Origin of the sequence: Bradyrhizobium cosmicum (genome assembly GCF_032290525.1) — a bacterium.
Lineage (GTDB): Bacteria > Pseudomonadota > Alphaproteobacteria > Rhizobiales > Xanthobacteraceae > Bradyrhizobium > Bradyrhizobium cosmicum_A.
Genome location: NZ_JASXTA010000036.1, coordinates 23406 through 47647 on the forward strand (window position 1 = coordinate 23406; position 24242 = coordinate 47647).

General features: G+C 63.2%; 18 protein-coding genes and 2 pseudogenes. 16 read left to right on the top strand and 4 right to left on the bottom strand.

What is annotated here, in order from left to right; genetic code table 11:
- Positions 1-41 precede the first annotated feature (41 nt).
- The 4 genes from QSV46_RS36705 to fixL all read right to left on the bottom strand — a co-directional run bounded on the left by QSV46_RS36705 (position 42) and on the right by fixL (position 3447).
- The gene (locus QSV46_RS36705) at positions 42-740 is read right to left on the bottom strand and encodes a helix-turn-helix domain-containing protein (protein WP_314963354.1); all 699 of its coding nucleotides are present in this window, start codon (positions 738-740) and stop codon (positions 42-44) included.
- 84 nt (positions 741-824) lie between these two features.
- Positions 825-1265: a response regulator gene (locus QSV46_RS36710; protein WP_314963357.1), complete on the bottom strand. Its 441-nt coding sequence runs from the start codon at positions 1263-1265 to the stop codon at positions 825-827.
- 43 nt (positions 1266-1308) lie between these two features.
- Complete coding sequence (fixJ, locus tag QSV46_RS36715; protein WP_314963359.1) at positions 1309-1926, bottom strand: response regulator FixJ; 618 nt, start codon at positions 1924-1926, stop codon at positions 1309-1311.
- Between the two features lie 3 nt (positions 1927-1929).
- Positions 1930-3447, bottom strand: a complete 1518-nt coding sequence (gene fixL / locus QSV46_RS36720) for a sensor protein FixL (RefSeq protein WP_314963361.1) — start codon at positions 3445-3447, stop codon at positions 1930-1932.
- Positions 3448-3655: 208 nt separating this feature from the next.
- Between fixL and QSV46_RS36725 the strand changes: the two genes are divergently transcribed.
- The 16 genes and pseudogenes from QSV46_RS36725 to QSV46_RS36800 all read left to right on the top strand — a co-directional run bounded on the left by QSV46_RS36725 (position 3656) and on the right by QSV46_RS36800 (position 23819).
- Positions 3656-4489, top strand: a complete 834-nt coding sequence (locus tag QSV46_RS36725) for a universal stress protein (RefSeq protein ID WP_314963363.1) — start codon at positions 3656-3658, stop codon at positions 4487-4489.
- 39 nt (positions 4490-4528) lie between these two features.
- A complete protein-coding gene (locus QSV46_RS36730; RefSeq protein WP_314963365.1) occupies positions 4529-4954 on the top strand; it encodes an HPP family protein in 426 nt (141 codons plus the stop codon).
- 211 nt (positions 4955-5165) lie between these two features.
- Positions 5166-6815 (top strand): cytochrome-c oxidase, cbb3-type subunit I, encoded by a 1650-nt coding sequence (ccoN, locus tag QSV46_RS36735; RefSeq protein WP_314963368.1) that lies wholly within the window; start codon positions 5166-5168, stop codon positions 6813-6815.
- Positions 6816-6825: 10 nt separating this feature from the next.
- Entirely contained in the window at positions 6826-7560 is a 735-nt protein-coding gene (ccoO, locus tag QSV46_RS36740; protein ID WP_314963369.1) for a cytochrome-c oxidase, cbb3-type subunit II, read from the top strand.
- 13 nt (positions 7561-7573) lie between these two features.
- On the top strand, positions 7574-7738 hold the full coding sequence (locus QSV46_RS36745) for a cbb3-type cytochrome c oxidase subunit 3 (RefSeq protein WP_314963372.1): 165 nt from the start codon (positions 7574-7576) through the stop codon (positions 7736-7738).
- Positions 7739-7744: 6 nt separating this feature from the next.
- The gene (gene ccoP, locus QSV46_RS36750; protein ID WP_314963375.1) at positions 7745-8620 is read left to right on the top strand and encodes a cytochrome-c oxidase, cbb3-type subunit III; all 876 of its coding nucleotides are present in this window, start codon (positions 7745-7747) and stop codon (positions 8618-8620) included.
- A 109-nt stretch (positions 8621-8729) separates the two neighbouring features.
- Positions 8730-10196, top strand: a complete 1467-nt coding sequence (gene ccoG, locus QSV46_RS36755; RefSeq protein WP_314963378.1) for a cytochrome c oxidase accessory protein CcoG — start codon at positions 8730-8732, stop codon at positions 10194-10196.
- 15 nt (positions 10197-10211) lie between these two features.
- Entirely contained in the window at positions 10212-10697 is a 486-nt protein-coding gene (locus QSV46_RS36760) for a FixH family protein (RefSeq protein ID WP_314963381.1), read from the top strand.
- A gap of 11 nt (positions 10698-10708) precedes the next feature.
- A complete protein-coding gene (locus tag QSV46_RS36765; protein ID WP_314963384.1) occupies positions 10709-12901 on the top strand; it encodes a cation-translocating P-type ATPase in 2193 nt (730 codons plus the stop codon).
- Complete coding sequence (gene ccoS, locus QSV46_RS36770) at positions 12901-13092, top strand: cbb3-type cytochrome oxidase assembly protein CcoS (RefSeq protein ID WP_314963386.1); 192 nt, start codon at positions 12901-12903, stop codon at positions 13090-13092. Before QSV46_RS36765 ends, ccoS begins: the two co-directional genes overlap by 1 nt.
- Positions 13093-13577: 485 nt before the next feature.
- A pseudogene (locus QSV46_RS36775) lies at positions 13578-14105 on the top strand (transposase); the annotation flags it as partial.
- A 652-nt stretch (positions 14106-14757) separates the two neighbouring features.
- Positions 14758-14960 (top strand): annotated as a pseudogene (locus QSV46_RS36780) (cold-shock protein).
- 787 nt (positions 14961-15747) lie between these two features.
- A complete protein-coding gene (locus QSV46_RS36785; RefSeq protein WP_314963388.1) occupies positions 15748-16062 on the top strand; it encodes a hypothetical protein in 315 nt (104 codons plus the stop codon).
- Between the two features lie 821 nt (positions 16063-16883).
- Positions 16884-20420, top strand: coding sequence for a DUF5801 repeats-in-toxin domain-containing protein (locus QSV46_RS36790; protein ID WP_314963389.1), 3537 nt, complete (start codon positions 16884-16886; stop codon positions 20418-20420).
- A 448-nt stretch (positions 20421-20868) separates the two neighbouring features.
- Entirely contained in the window at positions 20869-22512 is a 1644-nt protein-coding gene (locus QSV46_RS36795) for a type I secretion system permease/ATPase (RefSeq protein WP_409997258.1), read from the top strand.
- Positions 22509-23819 (top strand): HlyD family type I secretion periplasmic adaptor subunit, encoded by a 1311-nt coding sequence (locus tag QSV46_RS36800; RefSeq protein ID WP_314963391.1) that lies wholly within the window; start codon positions 22509-22511, stop codon positions 23817-23819. The genes QSV46_RS36795 and QSV46_RS36800 overlap by 4 nt, the downstream gene beginning before the upstream one ends.
- Positions 23820-24242 lie beyond the last annotated feature (423 nt).

Consider the following 24242-nt stretch of genomic DNA (forward strand, 5'->3'; position numbering starts at 1 on the left):
ATAATCACCCCTTGGGGGGAAGCGCCTGTAGCGAGGAGCGATCAAGACTCAAGATTATGCAGGCGCTGGCGGTTGCGCAGCACGATCTGGCGGGCGCCGGAGAAACCCAGAATGCCTTCGGCGTGAAGCTGCGACAGCGCGCGCGAAACGGTCTCCAGCGTGAGGCCGAGATAGTCGCCGATATCGCGGCGGCACATCGGCAGCGCCATCATGCCGGCAACGGCGAGACGGCGGTCCATTTCGAGCAGGAAGGTTGCGACACGCTCCATCGCGGTCTTGCGGCCGAGCAGCAGCATGTGGTCTTCGGCGTGGCGCAGCTCGCCGGCCGTCATGGCCCAGAGCTTGCGGGCGACCTGCACCTCGTTGCCGGCAGCCTTCTCCAGGCTCGCGCGCTTCACGAGGCGCACGGTCGTGTCGATGATGGCTTCAGCGGCGAGACGGTGGGTCGGGCCGGATTCGAGGCCGAACACGTCGCCGGTAAGATGGAAGGCGCCGATCTGTCGGCGGCCGTCGGAGAGGAGCTTGTAGCTGCGCACGGCGCCGGTGACGACTTGGTAGACATATTCGGCTGGCTCGTCCTCGCCGTAGATCTCCTCGTCCTTGCGGTAGGAGAACTCGGTGGCGACGAGGCCGACATGGCTGGTGATCGCGCCGAACCGGTCGGAGACGGGATGGGCGGGGGCAATCTTGCCACGAACTTGCGTGTTGATCGCCTGGGTGTCGAGCGTCTGGGTGAGCATCTGCGCCATCTCCGTTGTGATGACGCTTTCGTACGCGGTATCGGGGGAGGCGAAAATTTCGAGCGATATCTTAAGGAGGAGCCCTTACGTAGAATCCCGTAGGTCAATTTCCCCGGCGGCCCGGATGGCGTGGCGGATGCGTTTGACCAGGTTTTCGCCGAGAAGCGGCTTCAAAATCACGTCCTTGACGCCTGCGGCTGCCGCCCGGGCCGAGATGTTGCCGTCCGGATATCCGGTGATCAGGATCACCGGGATGTCACCGTCAGCCTGGCGGAGCCGGCCGGCCAGCTCGATGCCGTTAATGTTGGGCATCTTGTAGTCGATCACGTAGCAGTCGGCCCCCGGCCTGCCGCTGGCAGTAAGCAGCGCCGTGCCGCTCCGGAAGGTCCGCACGGCAAAATCATCGGTCTCCAGCAGGAAACGCAGGGATCCCAGCACGGCTTCATCGTCGTCGACCACGTAAACCGTGGGCCTCGGCGATGGGGCCGTTGGGAGCTGCTGATGGTGCGAGCCGATCTCGATCATGCTGAGTGGCTAGCACAGGCTGGCGCAACGGCCTTGACCTGCCTCAATCCTTCAGCATGCCGGCGCGCATTGCCAGCCGCACCAGCTCGGACAGGCTGCCCGCCTGCATCTTGGTCATGACGTTGGCCCGGTACACCTCGATGGTTCGCGGGCTGATGTCGTATTCACGGGCGATCAGCTTGTTGGAGAGGCCCGCGATCAGCCCCTCCATGACCTGGCGCTCCCTCGGGCTCAAGGAGGCAACGCGGGCGGCGATGTCCTGCGAGACCGCCTCGTGCCTGGCGGCAGGCTCGGCCTGACGGATCGCGGATTCGATCATGCTGGTGAGGCGATCGTCCTCGAACGGCTTCTCGAGAAAGTCGACGGCCCCTAACTTCATCGCCTCGACCGCGAGCGGCACGTCGCCATGTCCGGTCATGATCAGGATCGGGAACGGGCTTTGCTGCGCATTCATCCGCTTCAACAGCTCGATGCCATCGAGGCCGGGCATGCGCACGTCGGAGACGACGCAGCCAAAGGTGAGGCCGGGCAGGGCGTCGAGAAAGCTCTGCGCGTCGTCGAACAGCGTGACGCCGAAGCCCGCTGCATCCAGCAGGAAGTTCAGCGAGTCCCGCATCGCTGCGTCGTCGTCGATGACGTAGACATGTCCATTGGTCGTCATTGATCAGTTCTCGTCGGCTGCCGGCAAGGTGAAGCGGAATGTCGCGCCGCCCGATGCGTTGCTCTCGGCCCACATGCGGCCGCTGTGAGCCTCGATGATCGAGCGGCTGATGGACAGTCCCACGCCCATACCGGTGTCCTTGGTGGTGAAGAAGGTCTGGAACAGGCTTGGAATGACGTCGTCCCGAAAACCGGAGCCGGTGTCGGAGACCTCGACCTCGATCATGTCGTCGCCGGCACGGCTGTTGACGACGACGAGCTCGCGCTGCGGTGACTGCGCCATCGCTTCCAGCGCGTTGCGGAACAGATTGACCAGCACCTGCTGGATCTGCACCCGATCGGCGAGGACGAGATCGGCGTCGGGATCGAGGCTGAAGCGGAGCTGCACGTTCTGCTCGCGTGCGCCAGCCAGCCCGAGCGCGCCGGCCTCCTCGACCAGCTTGGACAGGCTCTCGACCCGCTTTTCGGATTCGCCGCGGGAGACGAAGTCGCGCAGGCGCCGGATGATCTGGCCGGCGCGCAAGGCCTGCTCCGCCGCGCGATCGAGCGCGCTTTCGACCTTGGGCGCGTTCGGGTCGGTGCTGCCGGCGAGCAGGCGCCGCGATCCCTTCATGTAATTGCTGATCGCGGCCAGCGGTTGGTTGAGCTCGTGGGCGAGCGCAGAGGCCATCTCGCCCATCGCGGTCAGCCGCGAGACGTGGACGAGCTCGGACTGCAATTCCTGAAGCCGCGCCTGGGTCTGCTGGTGCTCGGTGAGGTCGCGAACGAAACCGGTGAAATAGGGCTCGCCGCCGGACTGCATCTCGCCGATCGACAGGTGCATCGGAAAGGTCGTGCCGTCACGGCGCTTGCCGGTGACGATGCGGCCGATGCCGATGATGTGCGGATCGTTGGTGGTGCGATAACGGGCGATGTAGCTGTCGTGGCGGGTGCGATCTGGTTCCGGCATCAGGATGCTGACGTTCTGGCCGATCGCCTCGTGCTCGGACCAGCCGAACAGGCGCTCCGCGGCCGTGCTGAACAGCTGCATGATGCCGCGGCCATCGATGACGATCATCGCATCGGGAATGGTGTGGAGGATGGAGCGCAGGTGGGTCTCGCGGGTGCGCAGCGCCTCCTCGACCTGCTTCTCCTCATCGATGTCGAGGAAGATGCCGGAGAGATGACGGGCAACGCCCGTGTCGTCGCGAATGACTCCCGCCCGGGCGCGAATCCACCGTCCGCTGCCGGAATGGTTTGCGACTCGAAAGGAAACGTCGAAGCCGCCTCCGTGTTCGGAGACGCGCTCGATTGCGGTCTCCACGCGTTCGCGATCCCCGGTCTCGACGCGCGACAGGAAGAGCTCGTAGCTCGCAGGTCTGCCCTGTTCGATACCAAGCAGGCTCCTGGCGGTATCCGACCAGTCCAATTCGCGCGTCGTGAGGTCGAGATCCCAGGTGCCGACGCCGAATCCCTCGATCCGCACCCGGAAATGCTCGCCGCGACCGTCGTCTGGCGGATGCGTGACACGGGTCGGCGACAAGCGATGGCTCCAATTGTCTCGTGGCCGGCTGATTTGCCGCCACCATCGCGGCAATTTCGCTCAGGCTACCGCCGGAGGCAAGGTCGGATGTCTGATTCCATTGGCGGATTTCCGTAGGCCCCGCGCCCGGCGGTTTGATCTACCTCATCTTGCCCTTGCGACGGTGAGGCTAGATTTCGCGTCAGTTCATGACTTCCGGAGATTCCCGATGACATACGCGACCGTGATGGTCAGCCTGGCGCTCGATCAATCCAACGAGGCGCGTCTTCAGGTCGCGGGCGAGCTTGCCGAACGGTTCGAAGCGGCCATCGTCGGGGTTGCTGCCGCGCAGTTCGCGCCGCCGCTCTATTTCACCGATGGTGCCGCGGCTCAGGGGCTGGTCGAGCAGGAGGAAGCCTCCATCAAGAGACGCCTTGCCGATCTGGAGGCGCAATTCCGTACCGCGACGAAAAATCGCGGCGCACGCGCGGAATGGCGCAGCGCCATCGATTTTCCGTCGCGATTCATCCTGGCGCAGGCGCGCTGCGCCGACCTCGTCGTCAGTGGCGGACAAAGCCCCGCCTTCTCCGACGCGTTCGCGCTCGCAAGCCCCAAGGATCTGGTGATGCAGGCCGGCCGCCCGCTGGTGGTCGTGCCGGACCGGGTCAACTGGCTCGATCTGCGCAGTGTGCTCGTGGCCTGGAAGGACACGCCGGAGTCGCGGCGCGCGGTGGCGGACGCACTGCCGCTGCTGCGTAAGGCGAGGGACGTTGCCATCGTCGAAATTCCAGAGCAGGGTGAGGAACGTTCGGCTGCGATGGCTGGCGTCGCCGACGTTGCCGCCTGGCTCGTCCGCCACGGCGTCACCGCGACCGCGCGCGTCCCGGAAGCTGGGGGCAACAAGACCGCCGCCATGCAATTGGAGAAGGTTGCCGGCGACGTCGGGGCGAGCCTGATCGTGGCTGGCGCCTACGGCCATTCGCGCTTTCGCGAGCTGATCCTCGGCGGCGTCACCGAATATCTGGTCACGCAATCCGTCCGCAGCGTGCTGCTGTCGCACTGACCGCCGGTCGGCCGAAAGCGATTTCGAGGAGGACGCGCCGTGTACAAGTTTCTTGAAGAGACCGTCGAGGACAACATGACGCGCAACGTCAAGACGGTGCAGCGCGACCGAGACCTGCTCGCGCTCAGCGAGATGTTCGAGACCGACGATTTTAACTCCTATCCGGTCGAGGACGACGGACAGGTGGTCGGCATCGTCACCAAATTCGACATCCTGAAATGCTTCGCGTTCTCGCCGAGCCAAATGCTGCCGCGCTATCACAACCTGATGAGCCGCAGGATCGGCGACGTCATGACGCCCGAGTTCATCTATGTCAGCCCCGACACGCGGCTGACTCGCGTGCTCCAGATCATGGTCGAGCACCGTATCAGGAGCATTATCGTGCTCGACGGCGCCGAGAAGCTGGTCGGAATCATTGCCCGCGAGGACGTCATCAAGGCACTCAAGGCCACCGCGCGCGATTGAGGAGGCGCCTTGGATCCTGCGATTGCGGGCTCCGTGATTTCACGGAGGCGAGCGGTCGCCCTGCGCGCGACGCTGGGAACAAGCGACTGATATCGCTCTTTGATGCGCAACTGTCTCACATCAATAGAAATCCATCTCCCTTGATTTCAATCAATTCCCCGCGAGGGTGAATGTGGTTTCTGGCGCAGTGTTCTTTCGAGAGAGAATCCGCATGAGCCAGCCCCCCATCTCCAAATCCATGACGTCAGGTGAAAGCGGCCTGGCTGTCGTATTCGCACTCACCGCCTTTCTCTGCGTGATCGCCTCGGCCAAGGCGCTCGATGCGCCGTTCGCCTTCCACGCTGCGCTCAGCGCGGCGGCGAGCCTGGCCGCGGTGTTCTGCATCGTCAACCGCTACTTCGATCGTCCGGCGGTGCTGCCGCCCGCGGAGATCAACGGTCGCCCCAACTACAATATGGGGCCGATCAAGTTCACCGCCGTCATGGCGATGTTCTGGGGGATCGCCGGCTTCCTCGTCGGCTTGATCATCGCCTCGCAGCTCGCCTGGCCGGCGCTGAACTTCGATCTGCCCTGGACCAGCTTCGGCCGCCTCCGGCCGCTCCACACCTCCGCGGTGATCTTCGCTTTCGGCGGCAACGTGCTGATCGGCACGTCCTTCTACGTGGTGCAGAAGTCCTGCCGCGCGCGGCTCGCCGGCGATCTCGCGCCCTGGTTCGTCGTACTCGGCTACAACTTCTTCATCCTGATCGCCGGCACCGGCTATCTGCTCGGTGTCACCCAGTCCAAGGAATATGCCGAACCGGAGTGGTATGCCGATCTCTGGCTCACCATCGTCTGGGTCACCTATCTCCTCGTCTTCCTTGCCACCATCATCAAGCGGAAAGAGCCGCATATCTTCGTCGCGAACTGGTTCTATCTCGCCTTCATCATGACGATCGCCGTGCTGCATCTCGGCAACAATCCGGCGCTTCCCGTCTCGGTGTTCGGCTCGAAGTCGTATGTCGCCTGGGGCGGTATCCAGGATGCGATGTTCCAGTGGTGGTACGGCCATAACGCGGTCGGCTTCTTCCTGACTGCCGGCTTCCTTGCCATCATGTACTACTTCATCCCGAAACGCGCCGAGCGGCCGATCTATTCCTACCGCCTCTCGATCATTCACTTCTGGGCGCTGATCTTCCTCTACATCTGGGCCGGACCGCACCATTTGCACTACACGGCGTTGCCGGACTGGACGCAGACGCTCGGCATGACCTTCTCGATCATGCTGTGGATGCCCTCCTGGGGCGGCATGATCAACGGCCTGATGACGCTGTCGGGCGCCTGGGACAAGCTGCGCACCGATCCCGTGCTGCGGATGCTGGTGGTCTCTGTCGCCTTCTACGGCATGTCGACCTTCGAAGGTCCGATGATGTCGATCAAGGTGGTCAACTCGCTCAGCCACTACACCGACTGGACCATCGGCCACGTGCATTCCGGCGCGCTCGGCTGGGTCGGCTTCGTCTCGTTCGGCGCGCTGTACTGCCTGGTGCCGTGGATCTGGGAGCGCAAAGGCCTCTACAGCCTCAAGCTCGTCAACTGGCACTTCTGGATCGCGACGCTCGGCATCGTGCTCTACATCTCGGCGATGTGGGTGTCCGGCATCCTCCAGGGCCTGATGTGGCGCGCCTACACTTCGCTCGGCTTCCTCGAATATTCCTTCATCGAGAGCGTCGAGGCGATGCATCCCTTCTATATCATCCGCGCCGCCGGCGGCGGGCTGTTCCTGATCGGCGCGCTGGTCATGGCCTACAATCTCTGGATGACCGTTCGCGTCGGCGAAGCGGAAGTCCAGGTGCCCGTCGCGCTTCAGCCGGCGGAATGAGGAGCTTTCGATGTCGTTCTGGACACGCCACCAAATCTTCGAAAAGAACTCGATCATCCTGATCGTCGGCATCTTGCTGGTGATCGCGATCGGCGGTCTCGTCGAGATCACCCCGCTGTTCTACCTTAAGAGCACGATCGAGGCGGTCGATGGCGTCAGGCCCTACACGCCGCTGGAGCTGGCGGGCCGCAACGTCTACGTCCGCGAAGGCTGCTATCTCTGCCATTCGCAGATGATCCGCCCGCTGCGCGACGAGGTCGAGCGCTACGGCCACTTCTCGCTCGCCGCCGAGAGCATGTTCGACCACCCGTTCCAGTGGGGCTCGAAGCGCACCGGTCCCGATCTTGCCCGCGTCGGCGCCAAATATTCAGACGACTGGCACGTCACCCATCTTATCAACCCGCGCGCGATCGTGCCGCAGTCGGTGATGCCCGGCTATCCGTTCCTCAGCGCAACCGAGGTCGATCCCGATACGATCGCCGATCACATGCGCACGCTGAGGACCGTCGGGGTGCCCTACACCGACGATCAGATCGCCAGCGCCGGCGCCGATCTGAAGGCCCAGGCCGATCCTGACAGCGCCGGCTCCGACGCCTTCACCAAGCGCTACGCCAAGGCGGGCGTGCGCAATTTCGACGGCAAGAGCGGAACGCCGACCGAGATGGACGCGCTGATCGCTTATCTGCAGATGCTCGGCACGCTGGTCGATTTCAAGATCTACAACGAGAAAGCCAATCTTCGCTGAGAAGGCACGAACGATGAAAGCCATCCTGACACTCGACAATCTCGCGTCCGGTCTCGTGACCACGATCTGGACCCCAGCGTTCATCGCGATCTTTCTCGCGATCATCGCCTACGCATTCTGGCCCCGCAACAAGGCAGCGTTCGACGAGGCGGCACAGCTGCCGCTGCGGGAGGAGTGAGACATCATGGCCGATCATCATGGCGACATCGATTCCGTCTCCGGCAGGTCCACGACTGGACATGAGTGGGACGGCATCAAGGAGCTCAACACGCCGCTGCCGCGCTGGTGGGTCATCACCTTCTACCTCACCATTGTCTGGGCGCTCGGCTACTGGATCGTCTATCCGGCCTGGCCACTGATCTCCAGCAATACGACGGGGCTGTTCGGCTACTCGACACGCGCGGACGTCGCGCTCGAGCTCGCCAACCTCGAGAATATCCGCGGGGCCAAGATGGTGGCGCTCGGCGCGGCCTCGCTCGCCGAGATCGAAAAGGACCCCGCGCTGCTGGCGCTGGCCCGCGCCAAGGGCAAGACCGTGTTCGGCGACAATTGTGCGCCCTGCCACGGCTCGGGCGGCGCCGGCGCCAAGGGCTATCCGAACCTGAACGACGACGACTGGCTGTGGGGTGGCACGCTCGACCAGATCATGCAGACCATCCAGTTCGGCGTGCGCTCGGGCCATGCCAAGACGCATGAGGGCCAGATGCTCGCCTTCGGCAAGGACGGCGTGCTGAAGGGCGACGAGATCGTCACGGTCGCCAATTACGTGCGCGCGCTGTCGGGCCTGTCGACCCGCAAGGGCTATGATGCCGCCAAAGGCGAGAAGATATTTGCGGAGAATTGCGTCGCTTGCCACGGCGACGGCGGCAAGGGCAACCCGGAGATGGGCGCTCCTGATCTGACCGACAAGATCTGGCTCTACGGCTCCGGCGAAGCGAACTTGATCGAGACCATCAGCCTTGGCCGCGCCGGCGTCATGCCGGCCTGGGAAGGGCGGCTCGATCCCGCCACCATCAAGGCGATGGCGGTCTATGTCCACTCACTGGGCGGCGGAAAATAGCAGATCGGCCGTAAACGGGGGCGAACAAAAGTACCTCGTTTGCGCTGGATCAACTGACGCAGCGGCGCCGGGTCTAGGTTTAATCGCACCTCTCGAAAAGCTATCGGTGATGAACGAGACCGTGAAACCGAACGACCTCACATCGGATGACGACAGCGGGCCGCTCTACGCAGCCCGCAAGAAGGTCTATCCGCAGAGCGTCTCCGGCACGTTTCGCCGGATCAAATGGGCCCTGATGGCATTCTGCCTCGGCGTCTACTACTTGCTGCCATTCGTGCGCTGGAATCGCGGTCTTGGCGCCCCCAGCCAGGCGGTGCTGATCGATCTGCCCAACAGCCGCTTCTATTTCTTTTTCATCGAGCTGTGGCCGCAGGAGGTCTACTACTTCACCGGCCTCCTGATCGTCGCCGCGGTGGCGCTGTTCCTGATGAACTCCGTCGGCGGCCGGATCTGGTGCGGCTATCTGTGCCCGCAGACGGTGTGGACCGATCTGTTCTATGCCGTCGAGCGCCTGGTCGAGGGCGATCGGCGCGAACGGATGAAGAAGGACAAGTCCTCCGATCCGATGAAGCTTGAGCGCATCTCCGAGATCGTGCTCAAGCATTCGATCTGGCTTTTGATCGCCTGGTGGACCGGCGGCGCCTGGGTGCTCTATTTCAACGACGCGCCGACGCTGGTGAAGGAACTCGTCACCTTCCAGGCGCCGATGATCGCCTATATCTGGATCGGCATCCTCACCGCTACGACCTATGTGCTGGCCGGCTTCATGCGCGAGCAGGTCTGCACCTACATGTGCCCGTGGCCGCGCATCCAGGCCGCGCTCACCGATGAATGGGCGCTCAACGTCACCTATCGCTACGACCGCGGCGAGAAGCGCACCTCGGTCAAGAAGGCCGCCGAGCTGCGAGCGCTCGGCGAGCAGATCGGCGACTGCGTCGATTGCTATCAATGCGTCGCGGTCTGCCCGACCGGCATCGACATCCGCAACGGGCCGCAGCTCGAATGCATCCAGTGCGGGCTCTGCATCGACGCCTGCGACAACGTCATGACCAAGATCCGCCGGCCGAAGCGGCTGATCGGCTACGACAACGACATCAACATCCAGCGCCGCCAGGAGGGCAAGGCGCCGGTCTACCGTATCGTGCGGGCCCGCACCGTCGCGTACAGCGCGATCATCGCGGCTGTCGGCGGGATCATGATCTACACGCTCGCGACCCGCAGCTTGCTCGACGTCAACGTGCTGCACGACCGCAATCCGGTCGCGGTCAAGCTCAGCGACGGCTCGATCCGCAACGCCTACACGGTCCGGCTGCTCAACAAGAGCGGCTACGACCGCGTCATCGCGATCGACGCGAACGGTCCGGCAAACCTGACTATTCACGTGATAGGCATCGATTCGGTGACGCCGGACCGGCCGATGATCGTGATCCCCCGCGACTCCAGCAGCGAACTGCGCCTGCTGGTCACCGCGCCGGCGGAGGGCAATCCAGAGAAGTCGATTCCCGTGCGCTTCCACGTCACCGATATCGGCCTTGGCGAAGTCGCCACCGCCACCGACAATTTCGTCGCGCCGTAAGGCCAGGAGACTGCCATGGCAACCAAGCCGCTGAGCGGAACGAAAGTGTTTCTGATGCTAGTCGCCTTCTTCGGGCTCGTGATCGGCGTCAACGTCACCATGATGAAGCTCGCGATCGCGACGCTGCCCGGCACCGACGTCGACAGCCCCTATGCGGCGGGCCTCGCGTATGACCACGAGATCTCGGCGGCGCAGGACCAGGCCGCGCGAAAATGGCAGGTCAATGCCCATATCGAGCGCGGCGCCGATGGCGGCGCCGTGCTCCAGGTCGAGGCGCGCGATGCGAGCGGCCGGCCTATGAGCGGCCTGAAGTTCGGCGGTCGTCTGGAGCGGCCGACCGACAAGCGCGCCGATCTGCAGGTCGAGCTATTGGAAGCCGGCATCGCCATTTATCGCGGCAACGCCGCGTTCGTCGCGCCGGGACAGTGGGATCTGGTAATCGAGGGCGAGGCGCGAGGGCAGCGCGTGTTCATGTCGCGCAACCGCGTCATCCTGAACTGAAGAATATCGTCATGCAGGTCACGCGGGATTTCTCTCACTATGTTCGGAATGCGGGCGCGGGTGTCCAGCATATCGATCTCGCGGTCGAGGGCGTTCACTGCGCCGGCTGCATGGCGAAAATCGAGCGCGGATTGTCCGCCATCCCCGACGTCACGCTGGCGCGCGTGAACCTCACCGATCGCCGTGTCGCGCTGGAGTGGAAGGCGGGCACGCTCGACCCCAGCCGTTTCATCGACCGGCTCGAAGAGCTCGGCTACAAGGCCTATCCTTTCGAGACCGCGAGCGCGGAGGTGGCGGAGGTTGCCGAATCCCGCTTCCTGCTGCGCTGTCTCGGCGTCGCCGCCTTCGCCACCATGAACGTGATGATGCTGTCGATCCCGGTGTGGTCCGGCAACGTCTCGGACATGCTGCCCGAGCAGCGCGACTTCTTCCACTGGCTGTCGGCGCTGATCGCGCTGCCGGCGGCGGCCTATGCCGGCCAGCCGTTCTTCCGCTCAGCCTGGCGCGCGCTGTCGAACAGGACAACCAACATGGACGTGCCGATTTCGATCGGCGTGTGCCTTGCGCTCGGCGTGTCCGTGGTCGAGACCATCCACCATGCCGAGCACGCATATTTCGACGCGGCGATCATGCTGCTGACCTTCCTGCTGGTCGGACGCGTGCTCGACCAGAACATGCGGCGGCGGACCCGCGCGGTTGCCGGCAATCTCGCCGCGCTGAAGGCAGAGACGGCGGCGAAGTTCGTGGGCCCGGACGAGATCTCGCAGGTGCCGGTCGCGGCGATCCATCCTGGCGACATCGTGCTGCTGCGTCCGGGCGAGCGCTGCGCGGTTGACGGCACAGTGATCGAGGGACGCTCCGAGATCGACCAGAGCCTGATTACCGGCGAGACGCTCTACGTCGCGGCCGGGCAGGGCACGGCGGTCTATGCCGGCTCCATGAACATCTCAGGCGCTCTACGCGTCCGGGTCTCGGCGGCCTCGGAGGCGACGCTGCTGGCCGAGATTACGCAGCTTCTCGACAACGCGCTCCAGGCGCGCTCGCGCTACATGCGCCTCGCCGACCGGGCCTCGCGGCTCTACGCCCCGGTGGTGCACGCGACCGCGCTCATCACTATTTTCGGCTGGGTCCTATTCGGTGCAAGCTGGCACGATGCGATCGTCACCGGCGTTGCCGTGCTGATCATCACCTGTCCCTGCGCGCTGGGGCTTGCGATTCCGACGGTGCAGACGATCGCCTCGGGCGCGATGTTCAGGTCGGGCGTGCTGCTCAATTCGGGCGATGCCATCGAGCGGCTGGCGGAAGCGGATCAGGTCATTTTCGATAAGACCGGCACGCTGACCCTGCCCGACCTTCAGGTGACGAACGCGGCCGACATTCCCGCCGATATCTTCGAGCTTGCCGGGCGGCTCGCGTTGTCGAGCCATCATCCCGTGGCCGCCGCGGTCGCGCAGGCCGCCGGCGTAAGGTCGCCTGTTGTCGGTGCAGTCGAGGAGCCCGGCCAGGGCGTGCGCGCAACGGTGGACGGCATCGAGATTCGCTTGGGCCGTCCGTCCTTCTGTGACGCCGAGGGTCTCGTCGGGTTGACGGACGATCTCGACCCCGAAGCCTCCATCGTCGCGTTCAGCAAGGGCGGTTCAAGGTTCATCCTTTCGGTGCGCCAGGGCCTGCGGTCGGATGCGCAGGCCGTGATCGCGGCGCTGAAGGCGCGCAATATCGGCATCGAGATCCTCTCGGGCGACCGCGAGCCGGCGGTGATCGCGGCGGCCCATGCGCTCGCCATTCTCGAATGGCGCGCCGGCGTCACGCCGGCCGACAAGATCGCACGGATCGAGGAATTGAAGCGGCGCGGCATGAAGGTGCTGATGGTCGGCGACGGCATCAACGACGCGCCCTCGCTGGCGGCGGCCCATGTCTCGATGTCGCCGATCTCGGCCGCGCATCTCAGCCAGGCCACCGCTGATCTCGTCTTCCTCGGTCGGCCACTGGCGCCTATCGTCGCGGCGATCGATTCCGCGCGCAAGGCGCTGCATCTGATGCGGCAGAACCTCTGGCTTGCGATCGGCTATAACGTCCTGGCCGTGCCGGTCGCGATCAGCGGCGTCGTGACGCCCCTGATTGCCGCAGCGGCCATGAGCGGATCTTCGATCCTGGTCATGCTGAATTCGCTGCGCGCCCGCAGCGCGTCGCGGGAGAGGCTGTGATGGAAATCCTAGTCATCCTGGTCCCGCTGGCGCTGATGCTCGGAGGCGCAGGACTGGCTGGCTTCCTCTGGTCGCTCCGCAGCGGCCAGTACGACGATCTCGACGGCGCCGCCTGGCGCGCGATTTCAGACGACGAGCCGCCGCAGGAGGGGCTGCGGGCCGGTAAAGCCGGAGCGCCCCCAGTGCCTTAATCGCCGTGCTCAAGAGCGCCGTGGCTAGGGCCGTAGATTGTTCAGAGCGTGCAAGAAAAAGACGAGCAATTCCGAGAGGATTAACAGACACCCCTAGCTCCGAACACATCGAGGCTAGCGCACTGCTGAAGACGCGCGGGAGGCCGCTGCCGAGGTTGTCGTGGACCTGCGGCATCTTACCAAAGTCGGAACAAGCTTGAAGAGGACATGCGGGACGTGAGGAATGGCCCGAGAGTGACATTGAGGTGTCCGCTACGCGAAAGCTTGTCCATTCGTCAACTCGTAAGGTTTGGTCGCAAACCTTACCAGTCTCACGAAAAGCTTATTCGGTCACCCAGCAGGCCTTAAGATCTGTTATGCGTTAAGGTCCGCTCCTTGTGAAGCAGACGAAGGGGATGGCATGCCGATGGTCCGTCGCCTTCTGACCCTGGCTGTGTGAAAAGTCACGAGTCCATTCCTTCGTTTCCTGATTTTGGGGGATACGGATGGGACGCTTCGTTGAAGGCGCGGACAGATCCCAGCTGACGCTCTTGCCGGACTGCCTGGGCGATTGGGTAAGCGAGGACAACGCGGTCCATGTGATCGATGCGTTCGTCGAGGCGCTCGAGCTGCATGAATTGGGGTTTGAGCGTGTGATCGCCAAGGAGACGGGCCGGCCCTTCTATCATCCAGCGGTCCTTCTGAAGCTTTACATCTACGGTTATCTCAATCGGGTGCAATCCAGTCGCCGCCTGGAACGTGAGGCTTGCCGCGATATCGAGGTGATGTGGCTGATCGGCCGCCTGGCTCCCGATCACAAGACAATCGCCGACTTCCGGAAGGACAATGACGCGGCGATCCGGAGGGTTTGCGCTAAGTTCGTTGCCCTATGCCGGCAAATGGGCCTGTTGCAGACCCCAAGCGTGGCAATCGACGGCAGCAAGTTCAAGGCGGTGAACAACCGCGACCGCAACTTCACGCATGCCAAGATGGCGAGGCGGATGGCCCAGATCGAGGAAAGCGTCGGTCGATATGGGTGCGACACACTTCCTGATGAAGCGCCTTGGGAATGTAGCCGCTGAGATGGCGCTGCATGTTCTCGCCTATAACCTCACACGGGCGATGAACATCGTCGGCAAACCGAGCCTGATTGCAGCCATCCGCGCCACTTGAAGGCGGGGAAGTGCGTCCAAAGGCGACGCCACGCGTCGCTATAACCACCTTGGCCGGCTACTTAGACGATCCGACGCGAAAACATTGGCGGCGTGCAACGATTGTCGACCACGGCCGCCTCTGAGTTACCCGTTTCCACACACCCAAGACCCACTGCAGACATGAGCGGCTGGCTGATGATCAGGCATGATTGAAGGACCTGCACTCATCTATTCGGTGGTGTTCCCAGCACGCCCCGTCTCCGAACGTCGGCTCGTCGCGCAAATTGTCGGTTCCGGAGTATCTGTCGATCCGCACGAACCACTGCCCGTCGTGATCCGTTAGGTATTCAATCGTAACGATAAATTAGAAGCTGAAGTTCAGGCTGTTCCTGCTTGGGCCTCGCACACCCGAGCTATCTTTTTGGTACGCTTGGACCCAGCTCCGACCTCGCCCCGGTGCTGGGTATTTGCGTTCCCTTGCCCTAGGAGCCTCGAGCGCTCTAGCCTATCCCGGTCGAAGGAATTTTGGGGCGTGGCAACGGGTACTGTGAAGTGGTTCAACGCGACGAAGGGTATGGATTCATTCAGCCCGATAACAGTGGCAAGGACGTCTTCGTGCACATCTCGGCCGTCGAAAAGGCGGGACTGAGCACGCTCAATGAGGGAGCGAGGGTGAGCTACGAGGAAATGAGCAACAAGGGCAAAACGTCAGCTCAAAATCTGAGGGTCGGCTAGCCCATATGGAGCGCAGGCGCTTCAAAGGGTTAGGCACTAGTGAGCCGCGCTTACTAGTCTCAAAATCAAAGCGCGGGGTCCGCGCTGGACTGCGACTCTGCTAAGCCAATCCAGTGATCGGTGCCCGCCGGTCGCCAACAATCTCAATCAAACTCCGCCGGCTCCCAAAGCCGGCGGGTTTTTGCGCGCCAATTTACTCAGGCGGCGCGCTCCGATTCCGGCGGGAAGATGCTATCCAATTGCTTCTGCAGAGTGACCGCTATTCTAGCGCGAACGTGGCTGACTCTTTGTTTGATTTGAAGTCAAGGAGCGGCAAAGCCGGCAGATCGATCGGCTCGTCAGAAGGTGGGGCAACTTCGTCCGGCTTCCTTTTGCTGAGCAGGACACCACCTGAACCAATGAGCAGGAGCAGTGCCCCTGCCATGATTAGCCAATGCGGCAATTCGAACCATTCGATCGGAGAATACACCATTTCTTCGGTGGCCTCGGCTCGGGCTGGCGGGATATTCGGAAAAAATCGGCCCCAACTTCTACGGGGTGGAAGCTGAGGCCGAGGCGCCGGACCGTTCAAGGCTTTCGCACGGTCCAGGGATTAAACATGCGCCCCTAACAGCGCTGAAGCGATCGGTGCAATGGGCTTACCTCCGATTTGGGAGGACAGTATTACGCTCGGTAGTTATCCGGAATCGCCCAGGTATCTCGGTGCCTCTTACGTGAGTGTCGCCTGCTGCTAAGTCGGTGCAACTTGCACGGAATGAAAAAGCCGGCGCCATGAGGGGGACGTGACATGCTGGACGCCATGCAGATCAGCTGTGCGCTTTGGGGAATGATCGTCTGTAGCGCTCGCGGAACGGAGCTGTGTGCGCTGTTCGGTTGGTCAAAATTTGAGACTGCAGAAATCTACATTCGGGAGGCGAACAAGCGTGCCAGGGTCGACAACGCCTTCGCTCGTCTCGATGAGCATCGAAAACGGAAAACTGTCTCACTGAAAGGATCAAAACCTGAGAGTGAGACAAAACGGAGAAATACGCCAGAAAATCAGAGCCGCAATAGTCGGATGGTGGGCCCGGCAGGACTCGAACCTGCAACCAGACCGTTATGAGCGACGGGATATCGATCGGCTTCAGTGATTGTGCTGCGTTTTCGTTTGATTTCGATCGCGTTCGCTATGGTTTGTTCAGATCGTTTCTGGTGCGAAACTGGTGCGGTGCCAGGAGGGTTGATTACGGATGCTCTTGTGTTTGAGAAGTCCGTTTCCGGATCAGAGCAGGCGATGGCCCGCCTTGGGCCAAGAGTTGATGTTCTGGCAGCCTGCTTTCAAAACATCAGTTGCATGATCATCGCGCGGACTTGTCAGCATGCTGTGGGCAGCATCCAGTGTCATCTGCATACCTTTCCGGCAACATCGCAAATGTCCTGTCAGAACAGATCGTGCGGCGATGCGTCTCGCCCCGAAGTGAGTACTACTTCTTCACCCATTTACCCGAAGCCTTTAAACTCACCTACTAACAAGGTTCCATTCGTAGGCGTGGCTCGATTTGGTCCGTAAGCCTACGCGTCAACGATTGCTGATTTTACGTTTGATCAGCCGGGCAGAACCGCTGGGTAGTATAGATGTCGCGATTTTAGCGACAACGTTTAGTTCACTTCTCCACCTGCGTTCGCAGCAGTTTGAGGGAGAATGGCATGCAAAATTGTCTGGTTGTTTTCTTGCCGGTACTTCTCTCCCCGAATGACCTTTCAAGCAGGGTAGAGAGGGCGAACGCGAAATAGACGCAAGCTTCGCTACGCCCCATTTCCTTTGGCCTGTCGTCTTCAAAGAACCGACGGCTCCTCGTGGCAACCGCGGTGGATCGTCGAAGAGCCGGCGCTTGGAATTTCTGGAGTGCAAACCCATCACGGTTATTTTTGAGGAGAGCTCTCATGCCACTTTCTGTCACTCTTACCGGTACAACCGTTACTCTCGACGAAACCTCCGGCCTGCAGAATGACGATACCAGCACGGCCCTCCCGACCGCGTTTTCAAGTCGGCTGACGGCACTGGGCGCTCCGGCCACAGTGATTAACCAGGCGGTCAGCAACGGCAACGTCATTACCATCAGCGGCGTCACGGGCGCGATCGGCAACATCGCCTTCACCGATGCGAATGGAGGCGCCCTCGACGGTGACTCAAGCGGTCTCTTCACCAACGACGGCGAGGCGATCTTCCTTTTCACTGACACCGCGAACGACAATATCGTGCTCGGCAAGACGGCCGCGGGTGTCATCGCCTTCGCGGTCTACCTCGAGGAGACCGCGACCGGCGGCAAGCTCTGGAGCATCCAGTACGAGGCGCTCGAGCATCCGGACGGCACCAACGCCGATGACTCGATTGACCTCGGCAGCAATCTCAAGGTCGCGGTCAGCGAACAGATCAATTTCGGTTTTGCCGGAGCGCCGTCCGGCAGCAACCTCTTCATGACCTTCGGCGATCCGAACTCCACCCAGATCGTGGTGATCGGCAAGGACCCGCTCAATCAATCCCAAGGCGGCAACATCACGACCAAGGACGTGCTCAATATCAGCCAGGCCGGCAGCACCACCTCGTTCGGCGTCAACGGCAACCAGATCAACTCCGGTGAAGGTGCGTACATCACCTATGTCACGGGCACGAACACGAACTTCCTCGTGCCCAATCTGGACCAGAACGAGGCCGATGTCGAAGCCAACATCGACTTCCAGAACGTCTTCAATGCGACCGGTGCGTCCTTCACCGTCAATCAGACCAACCCTGGCGTCGGCCCCGTCACCGTCAAGATCACGGCCTTCAACACCGCCGCGGAACAGGGGGTGAATTTCGTCGACGGACTCACCAACGACACGCACGTCAGTATCACGTCATTCTCGATCACCGACTTCGTCGTCAAGGCAGGCAAGACGCAATTTACTCCGCAAGCCACGATCGACAACGACGGCAACCTGATCATCACCGGCCTCAGCAGCGGCGACACGGTGCATTGGACGACGAGCGGAACCCATGACCGCGTCCTGATCGAAAACATCAGCGCCAATGATGGTGTTTCGGGTAACGACAACAACACCTTCGATATCGGCGGGTTCGGTCTGGTCAGCGCCAACGCCGCGAGCGCCGTGGTCGGCACGGCCGTCCACTTCGAGGATGACGGGCCGACGGCGGGGATCGTGCAGGGCGCGCCGGTAGTGGCACACGACGAGACCGCGGGTGCCCAGGGCGACGCCGACGATACCACCGACGCCACGGTGGCGGCGCTGTTCACGGGCGTCGGCAATGTCAGCACCGACCTGAGCCCGGCCGGCTTCGCGCGGGATGCGACGGCTGTCGTGAGTTCGACCGGAAGCTCGTTCGGTACCGACTCGGTGGGCGGGACGACCGCGTTCTCGCTGGCGGTGTCCTCCGCAGGGGTGGATTCCGGCCTCGACACGACGGCCGGAACCAGCATCTTCCTGTTCAAGGAGGGCAGCCTCGTAGTCGGCCGCATCGGCGGTGCCGCCGGGGCGGCGGCGTTTGCGGTGGCGATCAACAGCACGAGCGGCGTCGTTAGTGTGGCGCAGTACGCCTCGCTTAAGCATCCGGGAACCACCAACCCTGATGATTCGGTGTCGATCACCGACGCTGCCCTGCTGGCGGTGGTGACGGTCACCGACGGCGACGGCGACACGGCGACGAGTTCGACCGGCATCGGCGATGCCGTGCAGTTCCAGGACGACGGGCCGACGGCAGCGATCGTCCAAGGCGCGGCGACGGTCGCGCACGACGAGACCGCGGGCGTCCAGGCGGATGCCGACGATACCACCGGCGCCGCAGTCGGGACGCTGTTCGTGGGCGTCAGCAATGTCAGCAACGACCTCAGCCCGACCGGTTATGCGCAGGACGCGACCCCTGTCGTGAGCTCGACCGGAAGCTCGCTTGGCGCGGACCAGGAGGGCGGGACGATCGCGTTCTCGCTGGCGGTGTCCTCCGCAGGGGTGGATTCCGGCCTCGACACGACGGCCGGCACCAGCATCTTCCTGTTCAAGGAAGGCAGCCTGGTGGTCGGCCGGATCGGGGGTGCCGCCGGGGCGGCGGCGTTTGCGGTGGCGATCAACAGCACGAGCGGCGTGGTCAGCGTGGCGCAGTACGCTTCGCTCAAACACCCAACAAGCGGTGCCAGCTACGATGAGGCGATCAACATCGCCGACGCTGCGCTGCTGGCGGTGGTGACGGTGACCGACGGCGACGGCGACACCGCGACGAGCTCGACCGGCATCGGCGATGCCGTGCAGTTCCAGGACGACGGGCCGACCATCGGGCCCATTGCCGATGGGCAGGTGGACTTCGCTGCCGGCGCCACCGTAACCAAGACGCTCAACGGAGTGGTCGGAGCGGATGACCCGGCGACGTACAGCCTCACGAGCTCGCCCGCGAGCCTGACGATACTTGATGGCACGGTCTCGCAGACAACGCTGCTCCGGGACCTCACGAGCAGCAATACTGTCGCTACCTACTACAAGGACGTTGATGGCAGCGGCACACACACCGCGGGTGACATCGACTTCTTCAAGCTGACCTTGTCCGGCGGCAACTACACCTTCGATGTCCTCCAGAATCCCCCGCCTGCGGAGGTCAGCTTCAGCTTCGCCGGAGCGCCCTCCGGCAGCAATCTCTTCATGACCTTCGGCGATCCCAACTCCACCCAGATCGTGGTGGTCGGGGAGAACCCGCTGAACCAGTCCCAGGGCGGCAATATCACCACCAAGGACGTGCTCAATATCAGCCAGGCCGGCAGCACCACCTCGTTCGGCGTCAACGGCAACCAGCTCAATGACAGCGCCAATTACCCCACTGAAGGCGCGTACATTACCTACGTGACGGGCACGAACACGAACTTCCTCGTGCCGAATCTGGACCAGAACGAGGCCGATGTTGAAGCCAACATCGACTTCCAGAACGTCTTCAATGCGACCGGCGCGTCCTTCACCGTCAACCAGACCAACCCGGGCGTCGGACCCGTCACCGTCAAGATCACGGCCTTCACCACCGCCGCGGAACCGGGGGTGAATTTCGTCGACGGGCTCACCAACGACACGCACGTCAACATCACGTCGGCCTCGATCACCGACTTCGTCGTCAAGGCGGGCAATACGACATTTACGCCGGCCGCCACGATCGACAACGACGGCAACTTGATCATCACTGGCCTCAGCACCGGCGACAAGGTGCAGTGGACAACGAGCGGAACCCACGACCGCGTGCTGATCGAAAACATCAGCGCCCATGATGGCGTCAGCGGCAACGACAACAACACTTTCGATATCGGCGGGTTCAGCCTGATTCAGTCGCAGCCAGCGCCCGACGAGAAGCTCGACTTCACCGTCCAGATCGCCGATGCCGATGGGGATACGGCTTCCAGCACTTTCTCCGTCGGGATTGACGGAAACCACAACGGCGTCATCACGATCTGAATCGCATGCTCGCCGGCTGTACGCCTCTTTGGCACGCAGCCGGCATCCCTCATCGTACACCGGACGGGCTCGGTTGCATGAACGTCAAGGAACCTGATTTTACGGCGGTGATGTCCCTGGTCGGGCGCCAGGCGCCGGCGCTGCCCGTGCTCGGTTGCTTGGAGTAGATCCGATGTCGGATAGCGTCACCACTTGGTGCGGCCATCTCCCCGGATCTGCTGCCGCGTGGTGTGACCAGGTCCTCGGATATCCAGAGGAACTGGTGAGGTTCACCATACGTGTCGGCCCGTTCGTCGCGGCGGCCCTGATTTTGATTTGGCTGCTCTGGAAGCGGCGGCGGGCGCCGGCGGTGGCCGCGCGCGAGAACCAGCCATCGCGCGCCAATCGGCATTCCTCGCCCCTTCACGCCTGCCGCGGCGTGTTGGTCGGGCTCGGCCTGATCACCGCAATGTTGAACGTGCTGTACCTGACCGGCTCGTTCTTCATGCTGGAAGTCTACGACCGCGTGGTGCCGAGCCACAGCGTGCCCACCTTGATCGGCCTCGCCGCGCTGGTCGGGGCGCTCTATGTGTTCCAGGCGTTCCTCGACATTCTGCGCGGGCGCATCCTTGTCCGCATCGGCGAGTGGCTCGACCGTGCGTTCTCGGCGCGCGCCTATGATATCGTCGCGCGCTGGCCGTTGCGGGCGCGCGCGAGCGGCGACGGGCTGCAGCCGGTGCGCGACCTCGATCAGGTGCGCAGTTATCTCTCCGGGCTCGGCCCCACCGCGCTGTTCGACCTGCCGTGGATCCCGTTTTACCTCGCGATCTGCTTCCTGTTTCATTCGCTGCTCGGGCTCACGGCGTCGATCGGTTCGCTGATGCTCGTTTTCCTGACCCTTCTCACCGACCGCCTGACGCGTGCGCGCACGAAGGAAGTCACCGGCCAGATCGCGCAACGCAACGCACTCGCCGAGGCCAGCCGCCGGAACGCCGAGGTATTGCAGGCCATGGGCATGCGCGACCGCCTTGCCACCCGCTGGGCGAACGTCAATGACAGCTACATGGCCACCCAGCGGCGCGCCGCCGATATCGCCGGCGGGTTCGGCTCCGCTTCCAAGGTGCTGCGCATGGTGCTGCAATCGGCGGTGCTGGCCGTCGGCGGCTATCTCGTCATCATCCAGGAGGCGACGGCCGGAATCATCATCGCCGGCGCCATTCTCACCTCGCGCGCGCTCGCTCCGGTCGAACTCGCGATAGCTCACTGGAAGAGCCTGATCGCGGCCCGGCAGAGCTGGAAACGTCTGCAGCAGTACTGGGCGCAACTCCCGGCCGAGGAGGAGAAGACGCCGTTGCCGCCGCCGTGCAAAGCCCTCGCCGTCGAGGCCGTCTCCGTGGTGCCACCGGGCGAACAGACCGCCGTGGTCCTGGAAGCCTCCTTTGCGTTGAACCCAGGACAGGGGCTTGGCATCGTCGGCCCGAGCGCATCGGGCAAGTCGTCGCTGGTGCGCGCCGTCGTCGGCGTGTGGGTGTCTGCACGCGGCAAGATACGGCTGGACGGCGCCGCGCTGGAACAATGGAGCTCTGAGGCGCTCGGCCGCCACATCGGCTATCTGCCACAGGACGTCGAGCTGTTCGCCGGCACGGTGGCGGAGAATATCAACCGTTTCGAACCGGTTCCCGACATGGAGGCGATGATCGCTGCCTCGCGCGCCGCCAGTGTGCACGAGATGGTGCTGCGATTGCCGAAAGGCTACGACACGCCGATCGGTGAAGGCGGCGCGGCGCTCTCTGCCGGGCAGCGGCAGCGCATCGCGCTCGCCCGTGCGCTCTACCGCGCCCCCTTCCTGGTCGTGCTCGACGAGCCCAACTCCAATCTCGACGCCGAGGGCGACCAGGCCCTGACGCAGGCCATTCACGGCGTGCGCGCGCGAGGCGGCATTGTCATCGTCGTCGCGCATCGCACCAGCGCGCTCGCTGCCGTAGACCAATTGATCGTGATGGCCGAGGGGCGCGTGCAGGCGTTCGGACCCAAGGACGCGCTGCTGGCCAAGATGACGCAGCCGCGGCCGGCAGTGCCGCTCAAGATCGTAACCGAAGGAGCGAGCCCTTGAGCCGTGAGCCGATGAACGAGGTTCCGCACACCATCCGCCAGCACCTGCGCGCTGGCCTCGTGGGGGTCATCGTTCTCGCCGGCGGCGTCGGCGGTTGGGCGGCGACCACGGAATTGGCCGGAGCCGTCATTGGCTCCGGCACATTGGTGGTCGACAGCTACACCAAGAAAGTGCAGCACCCCACCGGCGGCGTGGTCGGCGAACTCAACGTCCGTGAGGGCGCCCGGGTGAAGGCCGGTGACGTGATCGTGCGCCTCGACGAGACGGTGACGCGGGCCAATCTGCAGATCGTTGTAAAGAGTCTCGACGAACAGGCGGCGCGCCGGGCACGGCTCGAGGCGGAGCGCGACGATCAGGACTGGTTCGACTTTCCCGCGGACCTCATTGGGCGTGCCGCCGATCCGGACGTCAATCGGTTGATCGTCGGCGAGCGCAAGCTGTTCGATTTGCGCCGTACCGCCCGTGCCGGCAAGAAGGCGCAGCTCAACGAGCGCGTCGGCCAGCTTCGGGAGCAAATCCGCGGGCTCGAAGAGCAGATCCAGGCGAAAGACCGCGAAACCACCTTCATCGACCAGGAGCTTCTGGGCGTGCGCGATCTGTGGCGAAAGAATCTGGTCCAGATCACGCGCCTGACAACGCTTGAGCGCGATGCGGTGCGCCTGCATGGCGAACGCGGCGCTTTGGTCGCCGCCATCGCCGAAGCCAGGGGCCGGATCACCGAGATCATGCTGCAAATGATGCAGATCGATCAGGATCTGCGCACCGAGGTAGGAAAGGATCTCGCCGAGATTCGCGCCAGGACCTCGGAATTGGTCGAGAAACGGGTAGCCGCCGAGGATCAGCTCAAGCGCATCGATATTCGCGCGCCACAGGACGGCACAGTGCATCAACTGGCGCTGCACACCATCGGCGGCGTCATCAGCGCCGGCGAGCAGATCATGCTCATCATCCCCTCCAACGACGCGCTCGTCGTCGAGGTGCGGATTCCCCCGCATGAGATCGATCGTCTGTCGGTCGGCCAGCCGGTGCTGTTGCGCTTCACGGCCTTCAACCAGCGCACCACTCCCGAACTCGACGGCGAAGTGAGCAACGTGTCCGCCGACGTCGCAATCGACCAGAAGAGCACGACGAGCTTCTACGTGGCCCGCATCGCCGTTCCCGAGGCGCAGATCGCACGCCTGGGCGACCTGAGGCTGATCGCCGGCATGCCGGTCGAAGCCTTCATCCAGACCGGTCAGCGCACGGTGATGTCGTACCTCGTCAAGCCGCTCTCCGACCAGTTGATGCGCGCCTGGCGCGAGCGCTAGCTGCTGAAATATAGTGACGAACACCGAGGTGAGGTGTTTCTGGTGCGGTAATCCAACGGACGGCGAAATCAAGCCCGCCTAAGCCCTGATCCGCTGGTGGGCCCGCCAGAACTCGAACCTGCAACCAGACCGTTATGAGTGCGCGGCTCGCGCGTACGATAGTGCCATTGTCGGTACGGTCGACCACGGCGATCGGGCTGGGTTGCCGCAAACGGAGGGTGTGATTTACTGTTGAGCTAACGAAAAGCTTATCAGTCCCCAATCAACAGAGACTCCTGAGACTGTTCAGCTCTTTCGGAGTCCGCTCCTGGCCCCGCAGCCGACCTGCCGTTTGCATTGGATCGACGTCCGCTTTTGATGCTGTGGACGGCTCCTCCACGGGCACGAGAGTGCCAAAGACTGGGCGCCGTTTAAGGCTCCCAC

Coding starts and splice junctions, on each gene's coding strand:
- QSV46_RS36705 (WP_314963354.1), bottom strand. CDS start 740: ATGCTCACCCAGACGCTCGACACCCAGGCGATCAACACGCAAGTTCGT.
- QSV46_RS36710 (WP_314963357.1), bottom strand. CDS start 1,265: ATGATCGAGATCGGCTCGCACCATCAGCAGCTCCCAACGGCCCCATCG.
- fixJ (WP_314963359.1), bottom strand. CDS start 1,926: ATGACGACCAATGGACATGTCTACGTCATCGACGACGACGCAGCGATG.
- QSV46_RS36725 (WP_314963363.1), top strand. CDS start 3,656: ATGACATACGCGACCGTGATGGTCAGCCTGGCGCTCGATCAATCCAAC.
- ccoN (WP_314963368.1), top strand. CDS start 5,166: ATGAGCCAGCCCCCCATCTCCAAATCCATGACGTCAGGTGAAAGCGGC.
- ccoO (WP_314963369.1), top strand. CDS start 6,826: ATGTCGTTCTGGACACGCCACCAAATCTTCGAAAAGAACTCGATCATC.
- QSV46_RS36745 (WP_314963372.1), top strand. CDS start 7,574: ATGAAAGCCATCCTGACACTCGACAATCTCGCGTCCGGTCTCGTGACC.
- ccoP (WP_314963375.1), top strand. CDS start 7,745: ATGGCCGATCATCATGGCGACATCGATTCCGTCTCCGGCAGGTCCACG.
- ccoG (WP_314963378.1), top strand. CDS start 8,730: ATGAACGAGACCGTGAAACCGAACGACCTCACATCGGATGACGACAGC.
- QSV46_RS36760 (WP_314963381.1), top strand. CDS start 10,212: ATGGCAACCAAGCCGCTGAGCGGAACGAAAGTGTTTCTGATGCTAGTC.
- QSV46_RS36765 (WP_314963384.1), top strand. CDS start 10,709: ATGCAGGTCACGCGGGATTTCTCTCACTATGTTCGGAATGCGGGCGCG.
- ccoS (WP_314963386.1), top strand. CDS start 12,901: ATGGAAATCCTAGTCATCCTGGTCCCGCTGGCGCTGATGCTCGGAGGC.
- QSV46_RS36785 (WP_314963388.1), top strand. CDS start 15,748: ATGCTGGACGCCATGCAGATCAGCTGTGCGCTTTGGGGAATGATCGTC.
- QSV46_RS36790 (WP_314963389.1), top strand. CDS start 16,884: ATGCCACTTTCTGTCACTCTTACCGGTACAACCGTTACTCTCGACGAA.
- QSV46_RS36795 (WP_409997258.1), top strand. CDS start 20,869: ATGTTGAACGTGCTGTACCTGACCGGCTCGTTCTTCATGCTGGAAGTC.